Annotated in this window: 17 protein-coding genes; 10 read left to right on the top strand and 7 right to left on the bottom strand. The window is 69.0% G+C overall.

The annotated features are described in order from the left end of the window. The first annotated feature begins 1 nt into the window (after position 1). Positions 2-454, top strand: a complete 453-nt coding sequence (locus G6034_RS15585) for a MarR family winged helix-turn-helix transcriptional regulator (protein ID WP_176636030.1) — start codon at positions 2-4, stop codon at positions 452-454. A 92-nt stretch (positions 455-546) separates the two neighbouring features. Here G6034_RS15585 and G6034_RS15580 read toward each other — a convergent pair whose 3' ends face one another. Both G6034_RS15580 and G6034_RS15575 read right to left on the bottom strand, forming a co-directional pair. Beyond that, positions 547-966 (bottom strand): VOC family protein, encoded by a 420-nt coding sequence (locus G6034_RS15580; protein WP_176636029.1) that lies wholly within the window; start codon positions 964-966, stop codon positions 547-549. A gap of 245 nt (positions 967-1,211) precedes the next feature. After that, positions 1,212-1,712 carry a MarR family winged helix-turn-helix transcriptional regulator gene (locus G6034_RS15575; protein ID WP_425485535.1) on the bottom strand — a complete coding sequence of 167 codons (501 nt, stop codon included), beginning with the start codon at positions 1,710-1,712 and terminating at the stop codon, positions 1,212-1,214. A gap of 131 nt (positions 1,713-1,843) precedes the next feature. On the opposite strand from G6034_RS15575, the gene G6034_RS15570 reads away from it, so the two are divergent. Beyond that, the gene (locus G6034_RS15570) at positions 1,844-2,479 is read left to right on the top strand and encodes an NADPH-dependent F420 reductase (RefSeq protein ID WP_176636027.1); all 636 of its coding nucleotides are present in this window, start codon (positions 1,844-1,846) and stop codon (positions 2,477-2,479) included. A gap of 119 nt (positions 2,480-2,598) precedes the next feature. On the opposite strand, the gene G6034_RS15565 is transcribed toward G6034_RS15570, so the two are convergent. Further along, positions 2,599-3,612, bottom strand: coding sequence for a glutathione S-transferase family protein (locus tag G6034_RS15565; protein ID WP_176636026.1), 1,014 nt, complete (start codon positions 3,610-3,612; stop codon positions 2,599-2,601). Positions 3,613-3,753: 141 nt separating this feature from the next. On the opposite strand from G6034_RS15565, the gene G6034_RS15560 reads away from it, so the two are divergent. The 5 genes from G6034_RS15560 to G6034_RS15540 are packed head-to-tail and all read left to right on the top strand — an operon-like array spanning position 3,754 to position 8,808. After that, entirely contained in the window at positions 3,754-5,007 is a 1,254-nt protein-coding gene (locus G6034_RS15560) for an ABC transporter ATP-binding protein (protein WP_425485537.1), read from the top strand. Beyond that, positions 5,007-5,663, top strand: coding sequence for an ABC transporter permease (locus G6034_RS15555; RefSeq protein ID WP_176636025.1), 657 nt, complete (start codon positions 5,007-5,009; stop codon positions 5,661-5,663). The genes G6034_RS15560 and G6034_RS15555 overlap by 1 nt, the downstream gene beginning before the upstream one ends. Beyond that, positions 5,660-6,424 (top strand): ABC transporter permease, encoded by a 765-nt coding sequence (locus tag G6034_RS15550; protein WP_176636024.1) that lies wholly within the window; start codon positions 5,660-5,662, stop codon positions 6,422-6,424. Before G6034_RS15555 ends, G6034_RS15550 begins: the two co-directional genes overlap by 4 nt. Further along, on the top strand, positions 6,421-7,365 hold the full coding sequence (locus tag G6034_RS15545) for an ABC transporter substrate-binding protein (RefSeq protein WP_176636023.1): 945 nt from the start codon (positions 6,421-6,423) through the stop codon (positions 7,363-7,365). Before G6034_RS15550 ends, G6034_RS15545 begins: the two co-directional genes overlap by 4 nt. Before the next feature lie 9 nt (positions 7,366-7,374). Next, positions 7,375-8,808, top strand: a complete 1,434-nt coding sequence (locus G6034_RS15540) for a dihydrolipoyl dehydrogenase family protein (protein ID WP_176636022.1) — start codon at positions 7,375-7,377, stop codon at positions 8,806-8,808. A 26-nt stretch (positions 8,809-8,834) separates the two neighbouring features. Here G6034_RS15540 and G6034_RS15535 read toward each other — a convergent pair whose 3' ends face one another. Next, on the bottom strand, positions 8,835-9,938 hold the full coding sequence (locus G6034_RS15535; RefSeq protein ID WP_176636021.1) for a serine hydrolase domain-containing protein: 1,104 nt from the start codon (positions 9,936-9,938) through the stop codon (positions 8,835-8,837). Positions 9,939-10,045: 107 nt separating this feature from the next. On the opposite strand from G6034_RS15535, the gene G6034_RS15530 reads away from it, so the two are divergent. After that, the gene (locus G6034_RS15530) at positions 10,046-13,207 is read left to right on the top strand and encodes an alpha-mannosidase (RefSeq protein WP_176636020.1); all 3,162 of its coding nucleotides are present in this window, start codon (positions 10,046-10,048) and stop codon (positions 13,205-13,207) included. Positions 13,208-13,331: 124 nt separating this feature from the next. Here the strand turns inward: G6034_RS15530 and G6034_RS15525 are convergent, their stop codons facing one another. After that, on the bottom strand, positions 13,332-15,404 hold the full coding sequence (locus G6034_RS15525; protein WP_176636019.1) for a glycogen debranching N-terminal domain-containing protein: 2,073 nt from the start codon (positions 15,402-15,404) through the stop codon (positions 13,332-13,334). A 185-nt stretch (positions 15,405-15,589) separates the two neighbouring features. Here G6034_RS15525 and G6034_RS15520 point away from each other — a divergent pair, with 185 nt between their 5' ends. Further along, entirely contained in the window at positions 15,590-17,554 is a 1,965-nt protein-coding gene (locus tag G6034_RS15520) for an acyl-CoA dehydrogenase family protein (RefSeq protein WP_176636018.1), read from the top strand. Between the two features lie 130 nt (positions 17,555-17,684). Further along, positions 17,685-18,017, top strand: a complete 333-nt coding sequence (locus tag G6034_RS15515) for a hypothetical protein (RefSeq protein ID WP_176636017.1) — start codon at positions 17,685-17,687, stop codon at positions 18,015-18,017. A 66-nt stretch (positions 18,018-18,083) separates the two neighbouring features. Here G6034_RS15515 and G6034_RS15510 read toward each other — a convergent pair whose 3' ends face one another. Then, positions 18,084-18,509, bottom strand: coding sequence for a universal stress protein (locus G6034_RS15510; protein ID WP_176636016.1), 426 nt, complete (start codon positions 18,507-18,509; stop codon positions 18,084-18,086). A 148-nt stretch (positions 18,510-18,657) separates the two neighbouring features. Continuing rightward, positions 18,658-21,537, bottom strand: a complete 2,880-nt coding sequence (locus G6034_RS15505) for an FAD-binding and (Fe-S)-binding domain-containing protein (RefSeq protein WP_176636015.1) — start codon at positions 21,535-21,537, stop codon at positions 18,658-18,660. Positions 21,538-21,923 lie beyond the last annotated feature (386 nt).

The following is a 21,923-nucleotide window of genomic DNA, read 5'->3' as shown; positions in this document are numbered from 1 at the left end:
CATGACACGTCCCCGCGACACTTCTGCAGATCTCGGCGAGCTGTTCCACGGCGCCTTCCGGGGGCTGCGGCGCACCTGGGCCGAACAGCTGGCCCCGTGGGAACTGACCCCGCACCAGTGGCGGGCGCTCATGACACTCATGCGCGCCTGTGCCCCGGGCGGGGGCGCCCCCGACGTGGCGGGTGTCCGCCTGAAGGACCTGTCAGAGCGCCTGCGCATTGCCCCGCGCTCGGCCACCGAGGTGGTGGACCAGCTGGAGTCCAAGGGCCTGGTGCGGCGAGGCCCCGATCCGACCGACCGTCGCGCCACCCTGGTGGTGGCCACGGCAGCCGGCCGGCAGCTTTTTGCCGACATCTCGGCCGGGCGCCGCGACAGCGCCAACGAGTACTTCGCCCGGCTGTCGGCGGACGATCGCGCCGAGCTGGCCAGGATCCTGGGCCTGCTCGGCAGCTAGCGCCCCAGGTCCGTGAGGGCGCCCGAGTGCCGGCATGGGGGCCCGCCAACGATCAGCGCATGCGTGGCGGGCAGCGACGGGGCGGTGGCGGGTCAGGCCTGCGGGATCCCGGCGATATTGACCATCCAGGGGATGCCGAAGGCGTCGACGCACATGCCGAAGGTGTCGCCCCACGGGGCCTTGGCCAGCGGCACGGTGACCGTGCCGGCGGCGGAGAGCTTGTCCCAGTAGCCGCGGAGTTCGCCCTCATCCTCGCCGGTGAGCGAGACCTGGTGGTTGGTGCCGGGCTTGAATTCCATGTGGCTGGGCGTGTCCGCACCCATAAGGGAGAGGCCACCGTCGGTGAGCAGCGCGCCGTGCATGATCTGGTCCAGCTCGGAGTCCTCCACCCCGCCGCCGGATTCGCGGAACGTGCTCAGCGACAGCTCGCCGCCGAATACGGTCTGGTAAAACTCCATGGCCTCCTTCGCGTTGCCGCGGAAGCCAAGGTAAGGGTTAAGGCGTGTGGTCATGCCGGCTCTCCTTCAAAGATGACGGGTGGAGAGAATTATGCCCCCAATAAAACCAGCTCTCAATAGCTGCACGGCAATCCTGCAATTTCGCGATGGTCACACAGCCATTCGGACCCGGTTGCATCAGGAAGGCAGGGCCTGGTCCGTTCGCCACGCAGACAGGCCGTCTCCGGGCCTGTATTCCGTGGCTTCCCACAGGACCGCGGCGGCCAGCGGTCCACATGAAAGCCCCAGTCCGCGCGTGCTCACGGCGCCGGGGTGCGCAGGATCCAGTGGTTGGCGTCCATGCCGCGCATGAGCTTGCGGCCGATCCGGGCCAGGTCGGCCACATCCCTCTCGTCGAGCCGGTCAAAGACCAGTTTTCTGACGGATTCCACGTGGACTGGCGCGATTTTTCCCACCAGCGCCAAGCCCTCGCCCGTGATGGTGGTCGAGGTGACGCGGGCGTCGTCGGCATGGATGGCGCGTTTCACCAGGCCGCGGGCCTGCAGCTTCTTCGCCACATGGGACAGCCGTGACAGCGAGGCACTGGTCCGTGCCGCCAGTTCGCTCATGGGCAGCGCACCGGTGGGCGCCTCGGAGAGCATGGCCAATACATTGTAGTCAAACAGTGACAGCTTGGCCGCCTGCTGCAGCGGCGCTTCGAGCGCCCCCGGCAGCAGGGTGGTGGTGGACAGCAGCGCCAGCCATGCGGCGCGCTCGTCAGCGCTCAGCCAGCGCGGCCCCGGTTCACTCATGGGCACCATCTTTCCATGGTTGCCCGGCGCCGGGCGGCACCGGGCCGCTTTTTACTTGACACGTCAACTAAATGCAACTATATTTAGTTGCAGCTTCAAGTAAACACTTCCAGCGAACCCCCTTGGAAAGTAGGATCACCATGAGCACCATCACCATTGTTGGCACCGGAAACATGGCCCGCGGCATCGCCGCACGCGCCCTCGCAGCCGGGCGGAACGTGGAAGTCCTCAACCGCGACGCCCAAAAGGCCCAGGCCTTCGCCGCGGAGCTGGGCGGCAACGTCACCGCCGGCACCGTCGGCCAGCCTCCCGCGGGGGAGATTGTCGCGTTGGCCGTGCCGTTCGAGGCAGCCAAGGAAGTGGTGTCCGCCTACGGAGACGGTCTGGCCGGCAAGACCGTCATCGACATCACCAACCCGGTGAACTTCGAGACGTTTGACTCGCTGGTCGTTGCCCCGGGCACATCCGCCGCCGAGGAAATCGCAGCCCTGACCCCGGCAAACGTGGTCAAGGCCTTCAACACGACCTTCGCGGGTGCACTGGCCGCAGGCGAAACCAGCGGGCAGGCCCTGGACGTGTTCATCGCCGCCGACAACGCCGACGCGGCCGCGGCCGTCTCCTCGCTGGTGTCCGACGGCGGCATGCGCCCCATCGTTGCCGGGCCGCTCAAGCGGGCCCGCGAACTCGAAGGCTTCCAATTCCTGGTCATGACCCTGCAGGCCAACCCGGCCTTCGAGACGTTCAACTGGAACACGGGCCTGAAGATCGTCGACTAATCCTCACGCCCCCGGGTTTCGACAGGCTCAACCACCGGAACCATCCGGGTTTCGACAGGCTCAACCACCGGAACCATCCGGGTTTCGACAGGCTCAACCACCGGAACCATCCGGACCCGTTACGCGTCAACCGGCCTGGTGGGCGGGGTCCCGTCACCAAACGGGCGCCCGCCGAGCACTTCGCGCCCGTGCGGGGTCGTCCAGCCGGACTCGTCCGGGCCCTTGGGGACGATCTGCGTGGGGTTCAGGTCCTCGTGGACGATGTAGTAGTGCGCCTTGATCTGCTCGAAGTTGACGGTGTCGCCAAATCCCGGGGTCTGGTACAGATCGCGGGCGTAGGCCCACAGCGCCGGCATTTCAATGAGCTTGTTGCGGTTGCACTTGAAGTGCCCGTGGTAGACGGCGTCGAAGCGGACCAGCGTGGTGAACAGGCGGACGTCCGCCTCGGTGATGGTGTCCCCCACCAGGTAGCGCTGCGTCGCCAGGCGTTCCTCCAGCCAGTCCAGCGCCGTGAACAGGCGGTCGTAGGCGGCGTCGTACGCTTCCTGGCTGCCCGCAAAGCCGCAGCGGTAAACGCCGTTGTTGACCTCCGTGAAGACGCGCGCGTTGACGGTGTCGATCTCTTCCCGCAGCGCCTCCGGGTACAACGCCGGCGCGCCGTCGCGGTGAAAGGCACCCCATTCGGTGGAGAAGTCCAGGGTGATTTGCGGGAAGTTGTTGGTCACCACGGCTCCGGACGGGACGTCCACCACGGCGGGGACGGTGATGCCGCGCGGATAGTTGGGCGTGCGCTTGAAGTAGGCGTCCTGCAGGCGGGGAATGCCCAGCACGGGGTCCAGGCCGCCCGGGTCAAGGTCGAAGGTCCAGCTCCGTGCGTCGTGCGTGGGCCCGCACACCCCAATCGAGATGGCGTCCTCGAGCCCCAGCAGCCGGCGCACAATGGTGGAGCGGTGCGCCCAGGGGCACGCCCGCGCCACCACCAGCCGGTACCGCCCGGCCTCCACGGGGTAGCCGTCCGCGGCGTTGCGCGTGATCCGCGTTTCGATGTAGTTGGTGTCGCGGGTGTATTCACTGCCCGTAACGTACGCTCCCCTGGTGCTGAATTCCGTGTTTGCGGAGTGCTGAATGTCCATGAGGCAAGCCTATGCCCACCGCGCCCCGCCGTCCGCGGTCAGCGAAACCGGCCCGCGGCAATCCGCCGATTTTGCTCCCGCCGGCCCATGCCTTGCTTTACTCGGCAAAATCACCCCACCTATGATCAAAGGCAGCAGGTGATTGTCACCAACAGTGAGGACCCGCAAATGGTCGTGCCGGACGTTTCACCAACCGCCGACACCAGTACCGCCCCCGCCGCCCAGCCAAACGGCCGGGCCGGCTCGGCCGCGATCGAGTTCACCAATGTCGTGAAGAGCTACCAGGCGGGCCAGCCCGCCGTCGGAAACCTGAACCTGAACATCGACGCCGGGAAGATCACAGTCTTTGTGGGCCCGTCCGGCTGCGGGAAGACCACATCGCTGCGCATGATCAACCGCATGGTGGAGCCCACCTCCGGCACCATCACGGTGGGCGGGCGCGATGTCAGCTCCATTGCGGCCCCCGCGCTGCGCCGTTCCATGGGGTATGTGATGCAGTCGGCGGGGCTGCTGCCCCACCGCACCGTGGTGGACAACATCACCACCGTGCTGCGCCTGAACCGGGTGCCGCGCGCCCGTGCCCGTGCCCGCGCCGCCGAGCTGCTGGACACGGTGGGCCTGTCCGCCGCCATGGGCCGGCGCTACCCCAACCAGCTTTCCGGCGGCCAGCAGCAGCGCGTGGGTGTGGCCAGGGCGCTGGCCGCGGACCCGCCCGTGCTCCTGATGGACGAGCCGTTCAGCGCCGTGGACCCCGTGGTCCGGGCCGAGCTGCAGCAGGAACTGCTGAGGCTGCAGCGCGACCTCGCCAAGACCATCGTGTTCGTCACTCACGACATCGACGAGGCAACGCTCCTCGGCGACAAGGTGGCCGTTTTCGCCACCGGCGGGCGCGTGGCCCAATATGCCGCACCGGAGGAGATCCTGCGCGCCCCCGTGGACGACTTCGTGGCGGCCTTTGTGGGCCGGGACCGCGGCTTCCGGCACCTCTCCTTCCACGCCGGCACCGGCGTCGCCGTCCACGCCGCGCCACTGGCACCCATGGGTGCAGCGGCGCCGGATGAGGGTGCGGCCGCCGCGGGGTCTGGCTGGCGTCTTGCCGTCGACGCCGGGAACCGCCCCCTGGGCTGGCTGCCGCCCGGCAGCGCGGCACCCCTGCTGCCCGGCGGCTCCCTCTTCCACGCCGGCGACTCCCTGCGCAACGCGCTCGACGCCGCGCTGTCCTCCCCGTCCGGCCTGGGCGTTGCCGTGGACGACGACGGAATGGTCACCGGGGTGGTCAGGGCACCCGAGGTGCTGGCCGCCATCGATGCCGCCCGGATTTCCTTCAATGCAGCGAACACAGCCACTGCAGCGACCACAACACCCACCGCCACCTCAGCCGAAGGCCGGCCCTGATGCAGTGGTTTCTGGCCAATCTGCCGCAGGTCCTCTCCCTCACCGGCTCGCATCTGGTGCAGGCAGTGGTCCCCTTGGCGCTGAGCGTGGTCATCGCCATTCCCCTGGCCCAGCTGGCACGGCTGAACAAGGCCCTGGGCGCCTTCATCCTGTCCGCGGGTTCGCTGCTGTACACCATCCCGTCCCTGGCCCTGTTTGTGATCCTGCCGGGACTGCTGGGCACCAAGATCCTGGACTTCACCAACATCATTGTGGCCCTGACCATTTACGCCGTGGCCCTGCTGGTCCGTTCCACGCTGGACGCGCTTAATTCGGTGGACGACGGCATCCGCCAGGCGGCCACGGCCATGGGCTTCAAGCCCGTCCAGCGCTTCCTCGCCGTGGACCTGCCCCTGTCCGTGCCGGTGCTGTTTGCCGGGTTGCGCGTCATCTCCGTCAGCAACATTTCCCTCGTCACGGTGGGCGCGCTGCTGGGCATCCCCAGCCTGGGCTTCTTCTTCACGGACGGGCTGCAGCGCAACTTCCCCACCGAGATCGTGGTGGGCATCGTGGGGACCCTGGTGCTGGCAGTGGTGATGGACGCGCTGCTCGTGCTGCTCCAGCGGCTGCTGACGCCGTGGCTGCACACGCCGAAGCTGGCGGGGGTGCCCGCATGAGCCTGCCCGCCACCAGCTATTCGGCCACCAACCCGTTCGGCCAGGGCCTGCAGTGGCTCCAGGACGGAGCGAACTGGCAGGGGGCCATGGGCATCCCGCAGCGCGTTGCCGAGCATCTGGGCTATTCCGGCCTGGTGCTGCTGATCTCGCTCGCCATAGCGGTCCCCATCGGGCTGTACGTGGGGCACACGGGCCGGGGACGCGTCGTCGTGGTTTCCCTCTCGGGAGTGCTGCGCGCCCTGCCCACCCTGGGGATCATGACCCTGTTCGCGCTCATGGCCACCTCCACCCTGTCGCTGATGCCCGCGGTGTGGGCGCTGGTGCTGCTTGCCGTCCCGCCGATTTTGACGGGCACATACGCGGGGATTTCGGCCGTGGAGCCTGAAATTGTCGACTCCGCCCGCAGCATGGGCATGACGGAATGGCAGGTGCTGTTCGGGGTCGAGGTGCCCAACGGGCTGGCCGTCATGCTCGGCGGCCTTCGCTCGGCCGTGCTGCAGGTGGTGGCCACAGTGGCCGTCGTGGCGTTCATCAGCCTTGGCGGGCTGGGCCGCTTCATCATTGACGGGCTGGCCGTGCAGGACTACGGTCAAGTGCTGGGCGGGGCCGTGGTGATCGCGGCCCTGGCGATCGTCATTGACGGTCTGCTGGCCCTGCTGCAGCGCGTTGCCGTTTCACCCGGCCTCCACGAGGCCGGGCACGTTCCGGCCGACACCCCCACAGCCATCGCAGAAACCGCCACCACAGGAGGAAAACCATGACGCACATTTCCCATCCCGCCCGCAGGGCCGTATTGGGTGCAGCCGCGGGGCTGTCCGTCCTGCTGGCGGCCACGGCCTGCGGCGGCAGCCCCCTGGCCGCCACCAGCTCGTCCGGCGGCACGGGCGCGGCAGGCTCCGTGGTGGTGGGTTCGGCCAACTTCCCGGAGAGCGCCACCATTGCCGAGATCTATGCCGGCGCGCTCAACGCGGCCGGCGTCAGTGCCACCACCAAGCTGAACATCGGCGCCCGCGAAGTCTATGTCAAGGCCGTGGAGGACGGCTCGATCGACGTGGTCCCGGACTACACCGGCAACCTCCTGGGCTACCTGGACCCCAAGACCACGGCCACCACGCCCGGCGAGGTGGTGGCGGCGCTGCCCAAGGCGATGCCCTCCGGGCTGTCCGTCCTCAATGCCGCCGCGGCGGAGGACAAGGACGCCATGGTGGTCACGGCGGAGACGGCGGCCAAGTACAGCCTCAAGAGCCTTGAGGACCTGGCCAAGGTCTGCAACAAGCTGACGCTCGGCGCCCCGCCGGAATTCCAGACGCGCCCCTACGGGCTGGCCGGGCTCAAGGCGAAGTACAACTGCGTCCCGGCGAAGTTCACCCCGATCAGCGACGGCGGCGGGCCCTTGACGGTCAAGGCGCTGCTCAACAACGACGTCCAGGTGGCGGACATTTTCACCACCTCCCCCGCGATCCCGGAAAACAAGCTCGTGGTGCTGACCGACCCGAAGAACAACTGGCTGGCCCAGCAGGTGGTGCCGCTGGTCAAGACGGACAAGGTCACCGACGCGGCCAAAGCGGCCCTGGACCGGGTCTCCGCCCTCCTCACCACCGAGGACCTCATCGCGTTGAACACCGAGGTCAGCGGCGCCCAAAAGATGGATCCGAAGGATGCCGCGGCCGCCTGGCTGAAGGACAAGGGCATCATAAAATAAGGAGTTGCCATGACTGGCCCCGTTGAGACCGTTGATGTTGTTGTTGTCGGCATGGGGCCCGGCGGCGAGGCCGTGGCCGGGGAACTGGCCGCGGCCAGCCTGTCCGTGGTGGGCGTCGAATCCCGGCTGGTGGGCGGGGAATGCCCCTATTACGGCTGCGTCCCGTCCAAGATGCTGATCCGCGCCGCCGACGCCCTGGCCGAGGCGCGGCGGGTGCCCGGGCTGGCCGGGGACTCCTCGGTGGCGCCGGACTTTTCCGTGGCCGCCCGGCGCATCCGCGAGGAGGCCACCGACAACTGGGACGATGCCGCCGCCGCCAAGCGCTTCACCGGCAAGGGCGGCCGCCTGGTCCGGGGCACCGGCCGGCTGTCCGGGCCGCGGCAGGTCACCGTCGCCGGGAACGACGGCGGCGAGGCCACCTTCTCGGCCCGCCTCGCCGTGGTGCTCAATCCCGGCACGAATCCGGCCGTGCCGCCCGTTCCCGGACTGGCCGGCACGCCGTTTTGGACCAATCGGGAGGCCCTGCGGGCGGAGGAGGCGCCGGAGTCGCTCATCGTGCTGGGCGGCGGACCCATCGGTGCGGAGCTGGCGCAGGCCTTTGCCCGCTTTGGCACCCGCGTCACGGTGGTGGCGCGCGGCCCGCGCCTGGTCCCGCGTGAGGAGCCGGAGGCCTCCGAACTGCTCGCGGAGGTTTTCCGCGGCGAGGGGATCGACGTGCTGCTGAACACCAACACCACGGCCGTCTCCCACTCCCCCGAGGCTTTCACGCTGGAGCTTTCCACCGACACGGACGACGCCGGCCCGCACCTGTCGCGGCTGTCCGCGGCGAAGCTGCTGGTCGCCACGGGACGCTCCTCCACGCTGGGCGCGCTCACACTGGACGCGGGCGGCATTGCCTGGGACGGCAGGAATCCGCCTGCCGTGGACGGCCACCTCCAGCTGTCGGACGGCCTCTACCTCATCGGCGACGCCGCCGGCGCCGGGGCGTTCACGCACCTGTCGATGTACCACGCGAACATTGTTGCCGGGCACATCCTGGCCCGGCACGGCGCCGAGGGCGACGCTGCGGACTCGGACCGGGGCACGGCCGACTCCCACGCCGTCCCCCGCGTGACGTTCACGGACCCGGAAATCGGCGCCGTCGGCATGACGGAACGGCAGGCCCGGGACTCCGGGCTGACCGTGCGGACGGGGTTCACGGACCTGGCCGGCTCCACCCGCGGCTGGATCCACCAGGCCGTGGGCTTCATCAAGCTCGTGGAAGACTCGGGCAGCGGCACCCTGGTGGGCGCGGCCGCCGTGGGGCCGTCAGGCGGGGAAGTGCTGTCCATGCTGACCCTGGCCGTGCACGCCCGCATGCCCGTCGCGACGCTGAAAAGGATGATCTACGCCTACCCCACGTTCCACCGGGCCGTTGAATCCGCCCTCGCCGACCTCCACTGAGCGTTGAGGTTGGAGATCACCCCCCCTCAGCGCGAAGCGATCACCGCCCGGCGCACCTCGGCGCTGAGCTGCATGCCGCGGCCGGCCGTTCCGCCCTCCTCGTTCCATGCCGGGACGTAGCCAAAGCCAACCCCGTACAGGGGGTCGGCAAAGCCCAAAGCCGCGTTGGCGCCGTCGTGCCCAAAGGCCTGCGCACTGCCAAAGTCCATGCGCGGGTGCGGCTTCATGAAGGTGACGGCGAACGCGCTGGTGTCGCAAAACACCCTGTCCAGGCCCCAGACCTGTTCCTGCGCCATGATGGCAAGAGTTTCCGGCGTCAGGTAAGGGGGCAGCCCGTCCACTCCCGTGATGGCGCCGGCATAGACGCGGGCCAGGCCGTCGGCCGAGCCGACGCCCGCACCGCTGCAGCTGCCCGCCGCCCGGACGCTGCGAATGTTGGGCAGCCCCAGCAGGTTGCCGGCCTGGACGTTGCCGGCCATGCCCGCGATGGAGTGCGGGTCCAGGAAGCCGGCCCCCGGTTCGTCGGCGAAGCGGACGGGGCGGAAGCGGGGCTCCTCGGACTCGGGCAGGCCCAGGAACATGTCCGCGGCGTAGGGCTCGCGGATGCGCCGGTTGTACACGTCCTGCAGCCGTTCCCCGGTGGCCCGGCGGCACAACTCCTCCAGGAACACGCCCATGGTCAGGGCATGGTAGCCGAACGTGCCGCTGCCCGGGCGCCACAGCGGCGCCATGCCCGCAAGCCGGTCCGCCACGGCGGGCAGGTCGTTGTATTCCTCCATGGCAAAGCCGCCCTGCACGCCCACCAGGCCGGCCTGGTGGGAGAGCAACTGCCTGACCGTGATGCCGCCCTTTCCGTGGCGGGCAAATTCGGGCCAGTAGGAGGTGACGGCGGCGTCGACGTCGATGAGCCCGTCCTGGACCAGCAGGCTGAAGGCCAGCGCCGCCACGCCCTTCGAGCAGGAAAAAACGCCCGTCAGGGAGTCCGGCGACGATTCCGGGCCGCCCGCCAGGTCCACCACCTTCACGCCGTCGCGGTAGACGGCCAGCTGGGCGCTGTAGGCGGCATCGGCGTCGAGCATGGACTCAAAAAGGGCCCGGACGGGGGCGAATTCTTCGGTGGCAAGGTTCATGGAACCACTCTATTGAAGAACCGGGGCACCTCCCGACTGGTTCAGCTGCCGCCACTAGACTGAAGGCCCATGTACCGCCCGCGCCGTCCTTGGAAGGTAAGCCGCAAATGCATGACAAGCACACCTTGATTGAGAACCGCCTCAAGCGGGTCCTGGCGGAGCGGATCATGCCTGCCATCCACACGCCCGTGGCCCAGCTGGCCTTGACGGCGTGGCATGTTGAAGGCGGTGCGGGCGAGCCCGTTGCCCCCGCGGTTGCGCTGGAGGTCGCCAAAAACATCGGAGCCGTGCACGACGCCGGCGCCTCCTTCGCGCCGTTTGCCGTCGGCCAGGCGTGGGGCCCGGCGTGGGGCACCAGCTGGATCCATGTCACCGGCACGGTCCCGCCACAGGCCGCCGGGCACCAGGTGGAACTGGTAGTCGACCTGGGTTTCAGCCAGTCGTGGCCGGGCTTCCAGGCCGAAGGGCTCGTTTACCGCCCGGACGGCACCGCGGTCAAGGCCCTGAACCCCCTGAACACCTGGATCCCGGTGGCGGGGACGGCGCGCGGCGGCGAGGAAGTCGACCTCTTCGTCGAGGCGGCCGCCAACCCCTTCGTGTTCACCGACAACCCCTTCATGCCCACCGAATTGGGCGAAAAATCCACTGCCGGCCCGGAACCGCGCTACACCATGGCCCGGGCCGACATCAACATTTTCAACAGCGACGTCTGGGAACTGGTGCAGGACCTGGAGGTGCTGGAGCAGCTGGCGGCCGAACTGGAACTGGACAACCCGCGGCGCTGGGACATCCTCTACGCCCTGGAGCGCGCGCTCGACGCCGTTTCCCTCACGGACGTTCCCGGAACCGCGCCAGCCGCACGGTCCGCACTGAAGCAGGTGCTGGCCCGGCCGGCCCATGCCAGCGCCCACCAGCTCAGCGCCATCGGCCACGCACACATCGACTCGGCCTGGCTGTGGCCCGTGCGCGAAACGGTGCGGAAGGTGGCGCGCACGGCGTCGAACGTGGTGAACCTGCTGGCGGACCACCCGGAACTGAAGTACGCCATGTCCTCCGCCCAGCAGTACGAGTGGCTCAAGGAACAGCGCCCCGGGGTCTACGCGCGGGTCAAGGACGCCGTGGCGGAGGGCCGGTTCATCCCGGTGGGCGGCATGTGGGTCGAATCCGACACCAACATGGTCGGTTCGGAAGCCATGGCCCGCCAGTTCAGCTACGGACAGCGATTCTTCCGCGACAACTTCGGCATCCAGTGCGGGGAGGTGTGGCTGCCTGACTCCTTTGGCTACTCCGCCGCCCTGCCCCAAATTGTGAAGCTGGCCGGCGCCAAATGGTTCCTGACCCAGAAGATCTCCTGGAACACCGCCAACAAGTTCCCGCACCACACCTTCAACTGGGAGGGCATTGACGGCACCCGGGTGTTTACGCACTTCCCGCCCGTGGACACGTACAACTCCCAACTCTCCGGTGCCGAGCTGGCGCACGCCGTGCGGAACTTCCGCGACAAGGGCGCCGCGAAGCATTCGCTGGTGCCGTTTGGCTGGGGCGACGGCGGCGGGGGCCCCACGCGCGAGATGCTGGCGCGGGCACGCCGCACCAAAAACCTGGAGGGTTCGGCGCAGGTCACGATTGCCTCGCCGGCGGAATTCTTCACCGCGGCGGAAGCCGAGTACCCCAACGCGCCGGTCTGGAAGGGCGAACTGTACCTGGAGCTGCACCGCGGCACCTACACCTCCCAGGCGCTGACCAAGCAGGGCAACCGGCGCAGCGAGCACCTGCTGCGCGAGGCCGAACTGTGGAGCGCCACCGCCGCCGTGCGCGGCCTGCTCGACTACCCGTACGCCGAGCTGGACAGGCTCTGGAAGCTGGTCCTCCTCAACCAGTTCCACGACATCCTGCCCGGCTCCGCCATCGCCTGGGTGCACCGCGAGGCGGCGGAGCAGTACGCCCGGATTGCGCAGGCCCTCGAGGAGATCATCAGCCCGGCGCTGCTCGCGTTGGCGCCCCCGGCACCGGACCTCCAGCCGGGCGCGGAGGCGGACCCCCAACCGCCCCCCGACCCCGCAAGTCCGGCCGGGGATCGTTCGCGCAGGGAGCGGGATCCCGCCAGCTGCACGCTCTTCAACGCCTCGCCCTACCCGCGCCGCGGCATTGCCCCCCTCAGCGCCGGCGTCCCGGCGCCAGCCGCGGGAGACGTGACGGTGGAGCGGGACGGTGCGGACGTCGTCGTGCACAACGGGCTCATCACCGTCCGCTTCGGCGCCGACGGAGTGATCGGCTCGATCCTGGACGTGGCCGCGAACCGCGAGCTGGTGCCGCCCGGGCAGGGCGCCAACCTGCTGCAGCTGCACGCGGACTTCCCCAACATGTGGGACGCGTGGGACATTGACGAGTTCTACAAGAACACCGTCACGGACATCCGAGGACTGGATTCGCTCGAGGTCGCGCAGCTGGGGACCCAGTTTGAGATCACCATCAAGCGATCATTCCGCAATTCGCATATATCCCAACGCGTACGCATCTCCCCGGACTCCAAGACCATCCTCGTCTACAACGACGTTGACTGGCATGAGCAGGAGACACTGCTCAAGGCCGCATTCCCCCTTGACGTGCACGCGGATCACGCGCGGTTCGAGACGCAGTACGGGCACATTCAGCGCCCCACGCATGAGAACACCTCGTGGGACAACGCCCGCTTTGAGGTGTGCGCGCACCGCTGGGTGCATGTGGGCGAACCCGGTTTCGGCGCGGCGGTTGTCAATGACTCCACCTACGGGCACGATGTTTCCCGCCACCCCGGGCGCAACGGGTCCAGCTTCACCACCGTTCGGCTGTCCCTGCTGCGCGGGCCGCGCTTCCCCGATCCGGCGACGGACCAGGGCCGGCATTCCTTCACTTACGGGCTCGTGGTGGGGTGCGATGTGCAGGAGGCCGTGGCCGCCGGCTACGCGCTGAACCTGCCGTGGCGCGGCGTGCCGGCCGACGGCACGGCGGTCGAGCCCCTTGTCAGCACCGACACCCAGGCCGCGCTGATTGAATGCGTCAAATTGGCCGACGACCGCAGCGGCGACGTCATCGTGCGCCTCTATGAGCCGCTGGGCGCCCGGGCATCGGTGGACCTGCGGGCTTCCTTTGCCGTGGCGTCCGTGGCGGAAAACAACCTCCTGGAGCAGCAGTACGACGCCGGATCGCTCACCTTCGCGGACGGGCGCATCAGCGTGGCGCTGCGCCCCTTCCAAATCCTCACACTGCGGTTGACGCCGGCAGCCTGACCCGGCGGTCGAGCGCGTCGGGACCCGGGATTTCGACAAGCCCGATCACCGGTGGTCGAGCAGCGAGCCCCGCGAGCGCGTCGAGACCCGTCCATTCCAGCACCGCCCGCCACAGCAGGGCACGTCATGGCACGGCTGAGACCGCGGTGTTCCCTTCCGCGTCAACATCGACCCTGAACTGCCGCCCGTTGGCCCACAGGCCCTCGACGCTGAAGGGGCCGAACGGCGTCGGCACCATGGCTGCCGCAGTGGGCGGCTGACCTTCGCCCCGCGGTTCCAGCCCCAGCGTCGCCAGCAGGATTGGAACGGTAGACGCGGCGGCCCAGGCCTGCGGTCGGCACGACGAGGGGTATGGCACGGGTCCGCCATCGTCCCCCGAGTGGCCCGAGAACAGCTCGGGCAGCCGGTAGCCAAAGCGCTCAGCTGCGTCCACCAGCCCGAAGGCGACGCGGGCGGCCTCCTCGACGTGGCCCGCCGCTGCCAGTCCGGCCAGAATCAGCGCGGAATCATGTGTCCAGACAGAGCCGCAGTGGTAGCGCAGCGGCCAGTAGCCGCCATTGTTGCTGTCCAGGGTGCGGATGCCGAAGCCGGAGAACAGGCTCGGGTGCATCAGGCGCGCGGCCACGACGTCGCCTTCCTCCTTGGAGAGGATCCCCGTCCCGAGCAGGTGGCCCATGTTGCTGGCCACCCCGTCCACCGGGCGCTTGTCCGCGTCAAGGGCGATGGCGGGATAGGTCCCCAGTCCGTCCCTGCACCAAAATTCGGCGCGGAACCTCCCGGACAGGACAGCGGCCCAGTCCCGCCAATCGTCCGCGCCCGGACGGCCGAACGCCTCCAGCAGGGCTGCCCCGTCGAGGGCTGCCCGGTACGCGTAGCCCTGCACCTCGGCCAGGGCGATGGGCCCGCGGGCCAGGGACCCGTCCTGCCAGCGGATGGAATCCGCCGAGTCCTTCCAGCCCTGGTTCGCCAGGCCGTGGCCGGTGGTGTCGAGGTATTCCAGGAAACCGTCGCCGTCAGGGTCTGACCAATCGCGCAGCCAGCCAAGGGCGGCCTCAAGGTTTCCCATCAGCGCCCGCACCGCTTCGTCCGGCATGCCCCATTTCCAGGCGTCGTGCAGCAGGCTGATCCACAACAGGGTCGCATCCACGGTGCCGTAATAGACGGGCGGGAGGCGGAGCCCTTCGTTGTGGGAGTTGGCCGGCAGCACCAATTCGCCGCGGCGGAGTTCGTGCAGGATCTTCCCGGGCTGCTCGGCAGTTTCCGGGTTGTTTTCAATTCCCTGCCGTGCTGCCAGGGTGCGGAGCGTCCCGGCGGCCAGCCCCGGGTCCACAGGCAACATCATGCGGGCGGCAATGATCGAATCGCGCCCGAACAAGGTAAAGAACCACGGCGCTCCGGCAGCGAGGAAGGAGTCGTCGGGCCGCCCAATGGTGGACATCCGGAGCCCGGCCAGGTCTTGCTGGGCCTGGGCGGCCAAGGCCGCCAGACGTGGATCCCGCGCGCTGACCCGCAGGGGCTGCGGCCCGGGGGTCCCGATCCCGCCGGCTTTCCCGTCCGTTTCGGCGACCCGGGCGGCGCCCCCACCGTGGGCGGCCGTCACCGGCGACTGCCCGTCCACGGCGTCGACGGACCACCCCACCTGCGCCCGGCCCCGGGGAGGGACGGTGACATCCCAGCGGAAGTCCAGGCCGCCGTCGTCCGCCGAGGCAACAGCCCCACGGGCCTCGAACGCCGCCGTCACCGCGCCGGAGGAGGCCACCCATCGATCGTCACTGCGGACGGGCGCAAGGGGATTCCGTGGACCGCCGGACTTGACAGCCGTCATGGGTGAAAAGTCGACTCCGATCCGCAGCACGACGGAAACCGTCACCTCGTCGGGGAGGTCGGAAAGGAGCAAAATCTCCTCCGCAACACGCGAGGCCCCGACCGTCCGGCGCCGCGCCAGCAAGAGCAGCGGGTCCGCATAGGCCCCGCCCACGGCGCGCACCACGGAATCAAACACCGGCCCGGCGGAACCGAGCGGTTCCGGCTCCTCGCCATTGACGGTCACCACGGCCTCACCGACCACCCGGGTGTCGGCGACGTAAATGCCCTGCGCCCCGTGCGCGCGGATCTGCCCGTCCTGCCCGGACCAGGCCTGCATCGGTGCGGAGAGCAGCATGCTCAAGTCATGGAGAAAGGGTTGGCGCGCGGACATGGTGCCTCCTGGGATCGGGCCTTCGGTGACTGTTCCTCCTCCATCCTGCCGTTAACGGCTGCGAAAGCACATGGCCCCGGCCGACCATTGCCGCCCCACCTACCGCCGAGTAGCATCGAGGCAAGAGCGATTCTTGAGCTCCGCATGCCGGTGCCCACGTCGGCGCCGGCGGAATCGAGGTAGTCATGAGCACACACGTTGACGGCCCTGCGGTCGCGTCCACGGCACGCGTCACGGCCGAGGACGCGCGCAATGCGGCGGAAGCGGCCCGGGAAACCACGTGGGAGCGGCCCAGCTTTGCCAAGGGGCTGTACCTGGGCGACTTTGACCTCGGCCTGATCCACCCGCATCCGCAAGCCCCGGACGACGACGTGGCGCGCGGCGACGCCTTTCTGGCGGAGCTTCAGGCCTATGCCCGCACCCTGGACCCGGGCATCATTGAACGGGACGCGCTCATCCCGGACGAATACCTTGCCGGGCTCGCCGGGCTGGGCGTCTTTGGCATGAAGATCCCGCGCGAATACGGCGGGCTGGGACTGAACCTGACCTACTACGGCCGCGCCCTGGCCATCCTCGGCACGGTCCACCCCTCCTTCGGCGCCCTGGTCTCCGCCCACCAGTCCATCGGCGTGCCGGAGCCCGTGAAGGTCTTCGGCACGGAAGCCCAAAAGCAAAAGTACCTGCCCCGCTGTGCGGCCGGCGCCGTCACCGCCTTCCTGCTCACCGAGCCCGACGTCGGATCCGACCCCGCGCGCATGGCCTGCGCCGCCGTGCCCACCAGCGACGGCTCCGAGTACATCCTGGATGGCGTCAAGCTCTGGACCACCAACGGCGTCATCGCCGAGCTGGTGGTGGTCATGGCCGTGGTGCCGTCGCGGGGGCTGGATGGGAACGGCCGGAAGACTGGAGGCATTACCGCGTTCGTGGTCGAGGCCGACTCCCCCGGCATCACGGTGGAGCACCGCAACAAGTTCATGGGGCTGCGCGGCATTGAAAACGGCGTCACCCGATTCCATCAGGTCCGCGTGCCGGCGGAGAACCGGTTGGGCCGGGAAGGGCAGGGGCTGAAGATCGCCTTGACCACGCTGAACACCGGCCGGCTGTCCATCCCCGCAATGGCCGCCGGCGCCGGCAAGTGGTCGTTGAAGATCGCCCGCGAATGGTCCAATGCGCGCACCCAGTGGGGCCACCCGGTGGGGCAGCACGAGTCCGTGGGCAAGAAGCTGGCGTTCATGGCCGCCACCACCTTCGCCCTGGAAGCCGTGTTCGAACTGTCCGCCGCATTGGCCGACGCCGGCATGAAGGACGTGCGGATCGAGGCCGCCCTGGCCAAGCTGTGGTCCTCGGAAATGTCCTACCGGTGCGCCGACGAGCTGGTGCAGGTGCGCGGCGGCCGCGGCTATGAAACGGCCGAATCCCTCGCGGCCCGCGGCGAGCGCGCCGTCCCGGCGGAACAGCTGCTGCGCGACCTGCGCATCAACAGGATCTTCGAGGGCTCCACGGAAATCATGCACCTGCTGATCGCCCGCGAGGCCGTGGACGCGCACCTGGCCGCCGCCGGCGACCTGGCCTCCACCACGGCGACGCTCCAGCAAAAGGGCAAGGCCGCCGTCGCGGCCAGCGGCTTCTACGCCAAGTGGCTCCCGCAGCTGGTGGTGGGCAAGGGCCTGGACCCGCGTTCCTACCACGAGTTCGGACCCCTCGCCAAGCACCTGCGGTACGTGGAGCGCGAATCCCGCAAGTTGGCCCGCCAAACGTTTTACGGCATGGGCCGCTGGCAAGGCCGGCTGGAATACAAGCAGGCGTTCCTGGGCCGGATTGTGGACATCGGCGCCGAGCTCTTCGCGATTGCCGCATGCTGCAGCCGGGTGGAGATGCTCCGGCTCAAGGACCCCGCCCAGGGCCGGTCCGCCCTCCAGCTCGCCGACGCGTTTGCCGGCCAGTCCCGGCTGCGGATCGAGGCGCTGTTCGGCGAGCTCTGGCACAACACGGACGACGCCGACTCCTCCCTCTCTGCCTCCCTCCTGGCCGGCGACCATGCGTGGCTTGAGGAAGGGATCATCGACGTGTCCGAAGGCACCGGCCCGTGGATTGCCGACGCGACGCCCGGCCCGGCCACGCGGGAGAACCTGCACCGCAAATACCGGTAAGGTAACGGCCCCGGCGGGAGCATCACATCTTGATGTCATTCAGGCGGCGCGCCGGGCGCCGGAATCGCCGTGAACATCCCACGCCTACCCTAGGAAAGTACACAGCTTGTGGACGATATGGGGTATTGCCGTGGACTTTACGCACCTGAACTACTATCTGTTGGTCTACTCCGGGACCGTGGCGCTCGGCCTGCTGATGCTCGCCCTCATGGTCCTCTCCTTCCTGGCCGTGATGTCCGTGGTGGCCGTGGCCTACGGGCTTGCGGGGGCGGCACGCCGCATCACCCGTGCGGCCGTGACGGCCAGGCCGGTGGTCAGCCCCGTCCCGGCTCTGCTGCGGCACTCGAGCAGGCCCGTCGTCGTCCTGGCGCCGCGGACGCCGCCGGCGCCGCACGAAGCCGGGGCGAACGGCGCAGGGCACCAGGCAGCACTGAACAAGGCAGCACCCAGCAAGGCAGCCTGAAACCATAAAACCCCCGCGGCCTCTCGGCGGCGGGGGTTTCGTTTAGGCCCGGGCGGCCGCGGACAATCAGTCGTCGGTCTTGACGATGTACACGTCGCACGGGGCGTTGTGGGACACGGCGTTGGCCACCGAACCCAGCACGCGCTTGAGGCCCTGCATGCGGACGTTGCCCACCACGATGAGGTCGGCCTTGAGCTTGGCGGCCTCCTCGAGGAGGACGTCGGCCGGCTTGCCCAGAGCGGAGGTGTACTCGGTCTTCACGCCGCTGATCTTCAATTCCTCGGCAACGCGCTGCGCCACGCGCTCGGCCTCGTCAGCGGTGGACAGAAACCATTCGTCATTGCCGATCTCGACCTTTTCGGTCTTGTCCTCACCGAAGGCCGTCACCACGCGCAGCGTGGAGCCCAGGGACTTGGCCAGGTTGGCAGCCACGCGGGCAGCCTTCATGGACGTTGAGTTGCCGTCGACACCGACGATGATAATTCCCGCCATTTTCATACATCCTTCGCTTGGGATCGCGCACATGCGCTGCTAGTGACTACCTTAGCCACAGAATGCAGCATTTACGCCGGAACGTGGGGGAACTAACCGGGCGTTTTGTGGCTGCCGCTGGTGGCTGGGCCCACGCCCGCAGGGTTCCCTAGCCGAGGAACGAGGTCAGGGTGCGGGTGGGGAGCGCGACATCCGCCAGCAACTCCAGCACGTGGCGGTACCCAGCCCCCGTGGCGCGCGTCATGCCGAGCTCGCAGGTGCGGTTGCAGGATGCGTGCGCGGTGGCCCCCATCGCCGCGACGTCCGCCGCCTGCGCGGAGGTGGCCGCCGCCGTCAGCTCCGGGTGCAGCATGCCGCGGTCCCCGGCAAAGCCGCAGCAGCCCCAATGGTCCGGAATCCGAACAGCGTCCGCCACGGCGCCGGCCACCGTTTCCAGCGACGCGTTCAGCCCCAGGCGCGTCGAGGAGCAGGTGGGGTGCAGCGCCAGCGAATCCATGCGCGTCCAGGACTCCCCCAGCGCCGGCAGGATCCGCTCCGCCGTGAATTCCACCGCGTCCACCACCCGCAGGGACCGCTGCCCCGGCGCCGAAACCTCGGCTTCGATGGTGTGGATGAGCCCCTCGGTGCAGCTGGAGGCGTCGGCAATGATGTCCAGTTCGCCGTCGCGCGTGGCGCCGCGCAGCAGTTTCAGCGTCCGGGCACGCATCTCCGCCAGCCCGGCCTCCATCCCCTTGGACGACCACGGCGTGCCGCAGCAGCTGCCGTCGATCCCCTCCGGCACCAGGAGCTCCAGCCCGGCCCGTTCACACAGCTGCTCAAAACTGGCCTGCACGCCCGGCGAGGAGTCGGCGGCCGGGCCGAACATGGCGTTCACACAGGCGGGGAAATACACGGCCGCCGGTTCGCCGGAGGGGGCGGGCCGGCGTCGTGCGCGGCCTCCGCCCGGCAGCTCGGCCGAATACAGCGGCAGCGTGTCCGCGCCGAGGACCTTCCGTCCCAGGCTGTTTGCCGGAAGCACGACGTCGGCCGGCACCTTTGCGGCCAGCGTCAGTGCCAGCCCCGCCCCGCGGGTGACGGCGCCCCAGTGCCTGGCAGCCGTCTCCCAGACCCCGTTTTCGAGACTTCCGGCAGCGTCGCGGCGCAGGTGCTTGACCAGGTTGCCGGTGTTGATGTCCACGGGGCAGGCCGTCTGGCACATGCCGTCCACGGCGCAGGTGTCCACGGCGTCGTAGTTGTAGTCGGCCTCCAGCGCGTTGGCCAGTGCCAGGTCGCCGTCGGCGCGGGCGGCCTCGATCGCGCGCAGGGTCACGATCCGCTGGCGCGGCGTGAGCGTGATGTCCTTGCTGGGGCAGACGGGCTCGCAGTAGCCGCAGGAGACGCAGCGGTCCACCTCGGCGTCCACGGCCGGCGGGGCTGCCTTGATGTGGCGCAGGTGGGCCGTGGGGTCGTCGTCGAGCAGGACGCCGGGGTTGAGCATGCCGGCGGGATCGAAGAGCTCCTTGATGCGTCGCATGACGGCGTAGAGTTCGTCGCCGTACTGGCGGCGGACGAACGGGGCCATGACGCGCCCCGTGCCGTGCTCGGCCTTGAGCGAGCCCCCCTCCCCGAGGACCACGTCCACCATGTCCTCCGTGAACGCGGCGTAGCGCTCCAGCTGGTCCCTGCCTTCGAAACCGTCCGTCAGCATGAAATGGATGTTGCCGTCCTTGGCGTGGCCAAAGATCACCGAATTTTCGTAGCCGTACTTCTCAAACAGCGTGCCCAGCGCCACGCAGGTGCGGCCCAGCACGGGAACGGGAACCACCACGTCCTCCAGCAGCGCCGTGGTGCCGCGCGGGCGCGCGCCGGCAACGGATGCATACAGGCCCTTCCGGAGGTGCCACAGCCCGGCACGGGCGGCCGCGTCCGTGCTGAAACCGGCCGGGGCAGCCAGGCCCAGCGTCCCGGCCAGTGCCGCGGCCCTGGCGCCCAGTTCCGCCAGCTCCCGGGCATCGCCGGTCTGGTATTCCACGAGCAGTGCGGCGTGCTGTTCCACCTGCAACCCGCGCACGACGCCGGGCACCCGGGCGAGTTTCTGGCCCACCTTCAGCGAGGTGGAATCCATGAGCTCGACGGCGGCGGCGCCGCTGGCGACAATTTCGGGGAGCGCGGCATTGGCGGCTTCCAGGTCCTTGAAAACCAGCAGCCCGGAGGCGGCGTGGGCCAGGCGGGGCACGGTGCGGAACACGGCCTCGGCCACAAAGCCAAGCGTTCCCTCGCTGCCGACAATCAGGTGCGCCAGGATCTCGGCCGGGCTGTCAAAGTCCAGCAGCGAGTTGAGCCCGTAGCCCATGGTGTTCTTCATGGAGAACTGGTGCTCGATGATCTTTCGGGCCCCGGGGCTGGCAAGGACCCGGGCGCGGAGTTCCAGCAGCCCGGCAAAAATGTCGGGTTCCAGCGAGCGCAGGCGGGCGTCGGCGTCGTCCGCCCCGGTGTCAATGAGGGTGCCCCCGGGCAGTACGACTGTTAGGGATTCCAGGGTCCGATAGGTGTTGTCCGTGGTGCCGCAGGCCATCCCGGAGGAGTTGTTCGCCACGACGCCGCCGATGGTGCAGGCCACCTCGCTGGCGGGGTCGGGGCCGAACTTTCGCCCGAAGCGGAGGAGGCGCGCGTTCAGGTCCCGCACCGTGGCGCCGGGCTGGACGCGGACGCGGGCGCCGCCGTCGAGCACCTCGATGCCGCGGAAGTTCTTGCGCACGTCCACCAGCAGGCCGTCCGTGACGGCCTGGCCGCTGAGACTGGTACCGCCGGAGCGCAACGTCAGCGGGAGGCGGTGCGTGGCGCTGGCCCTCAGCAGGCCGGCCACCTCTTGGGCATTGGCGGGCACAGCCACGGCCTGCGGCAGGAGGTGGAAGTGGGAGGCATCGTGGGCGTAGGCGTGCAGGTCCAGGGGGCGCGTCTTTGTTTGCTCCGGGCGGGCCATGGCGGCGCGGATCCGCGTCAAGTCCGGCGTTTGTTCCTCTGCCGCAAGGGGTTTCTGCGAAGTCATGCCGGCTTCCCTTCATCGTGGCGAATGTCCACAGTCTCACGGCATTCCCGGGCTGGCGCAACGGGACGGTCTTCCTGGCTGGCATGGTCAGGGGCTTCATCGGGCCGGCGCTGGCAGGGCCGCGGCCAAACAGCCATCGTTATCCACAGATTGCGCTCCGCGGCCGAGGAACAGCCGGTCCATGGCAAGAAACTGGCGTGATGGATGCATGGGAACCAGCCGTCACCACCATCCAGCACACGTGGCGGGAACGGCCGGGCATGCCCACGTTCGGGCCGGACCACACCATCCGCAACGAGGCCGGCTGGCACCAGGCCCGGATCAACAAGGCCAGGATCAACAAGGAGGATATGGAGGACAGCGCCCGGCCGGGGCCTGCATCGTGG

The sequence above is a fragment of the Arthrobacter wenxiniae genome, from assembly GCF_013376105.1.
Classification (GTDB): Bacteria; Actinomycetota; Actinomycetes; order Actinomycetales; family Micrococcaceae; genus Specibacter; species Specibacter wenxiniae.
Note: the sequence above shows the minus strand (reverse complement) of the source record. Positions and strands in the feature narration are given on the sequence as shown.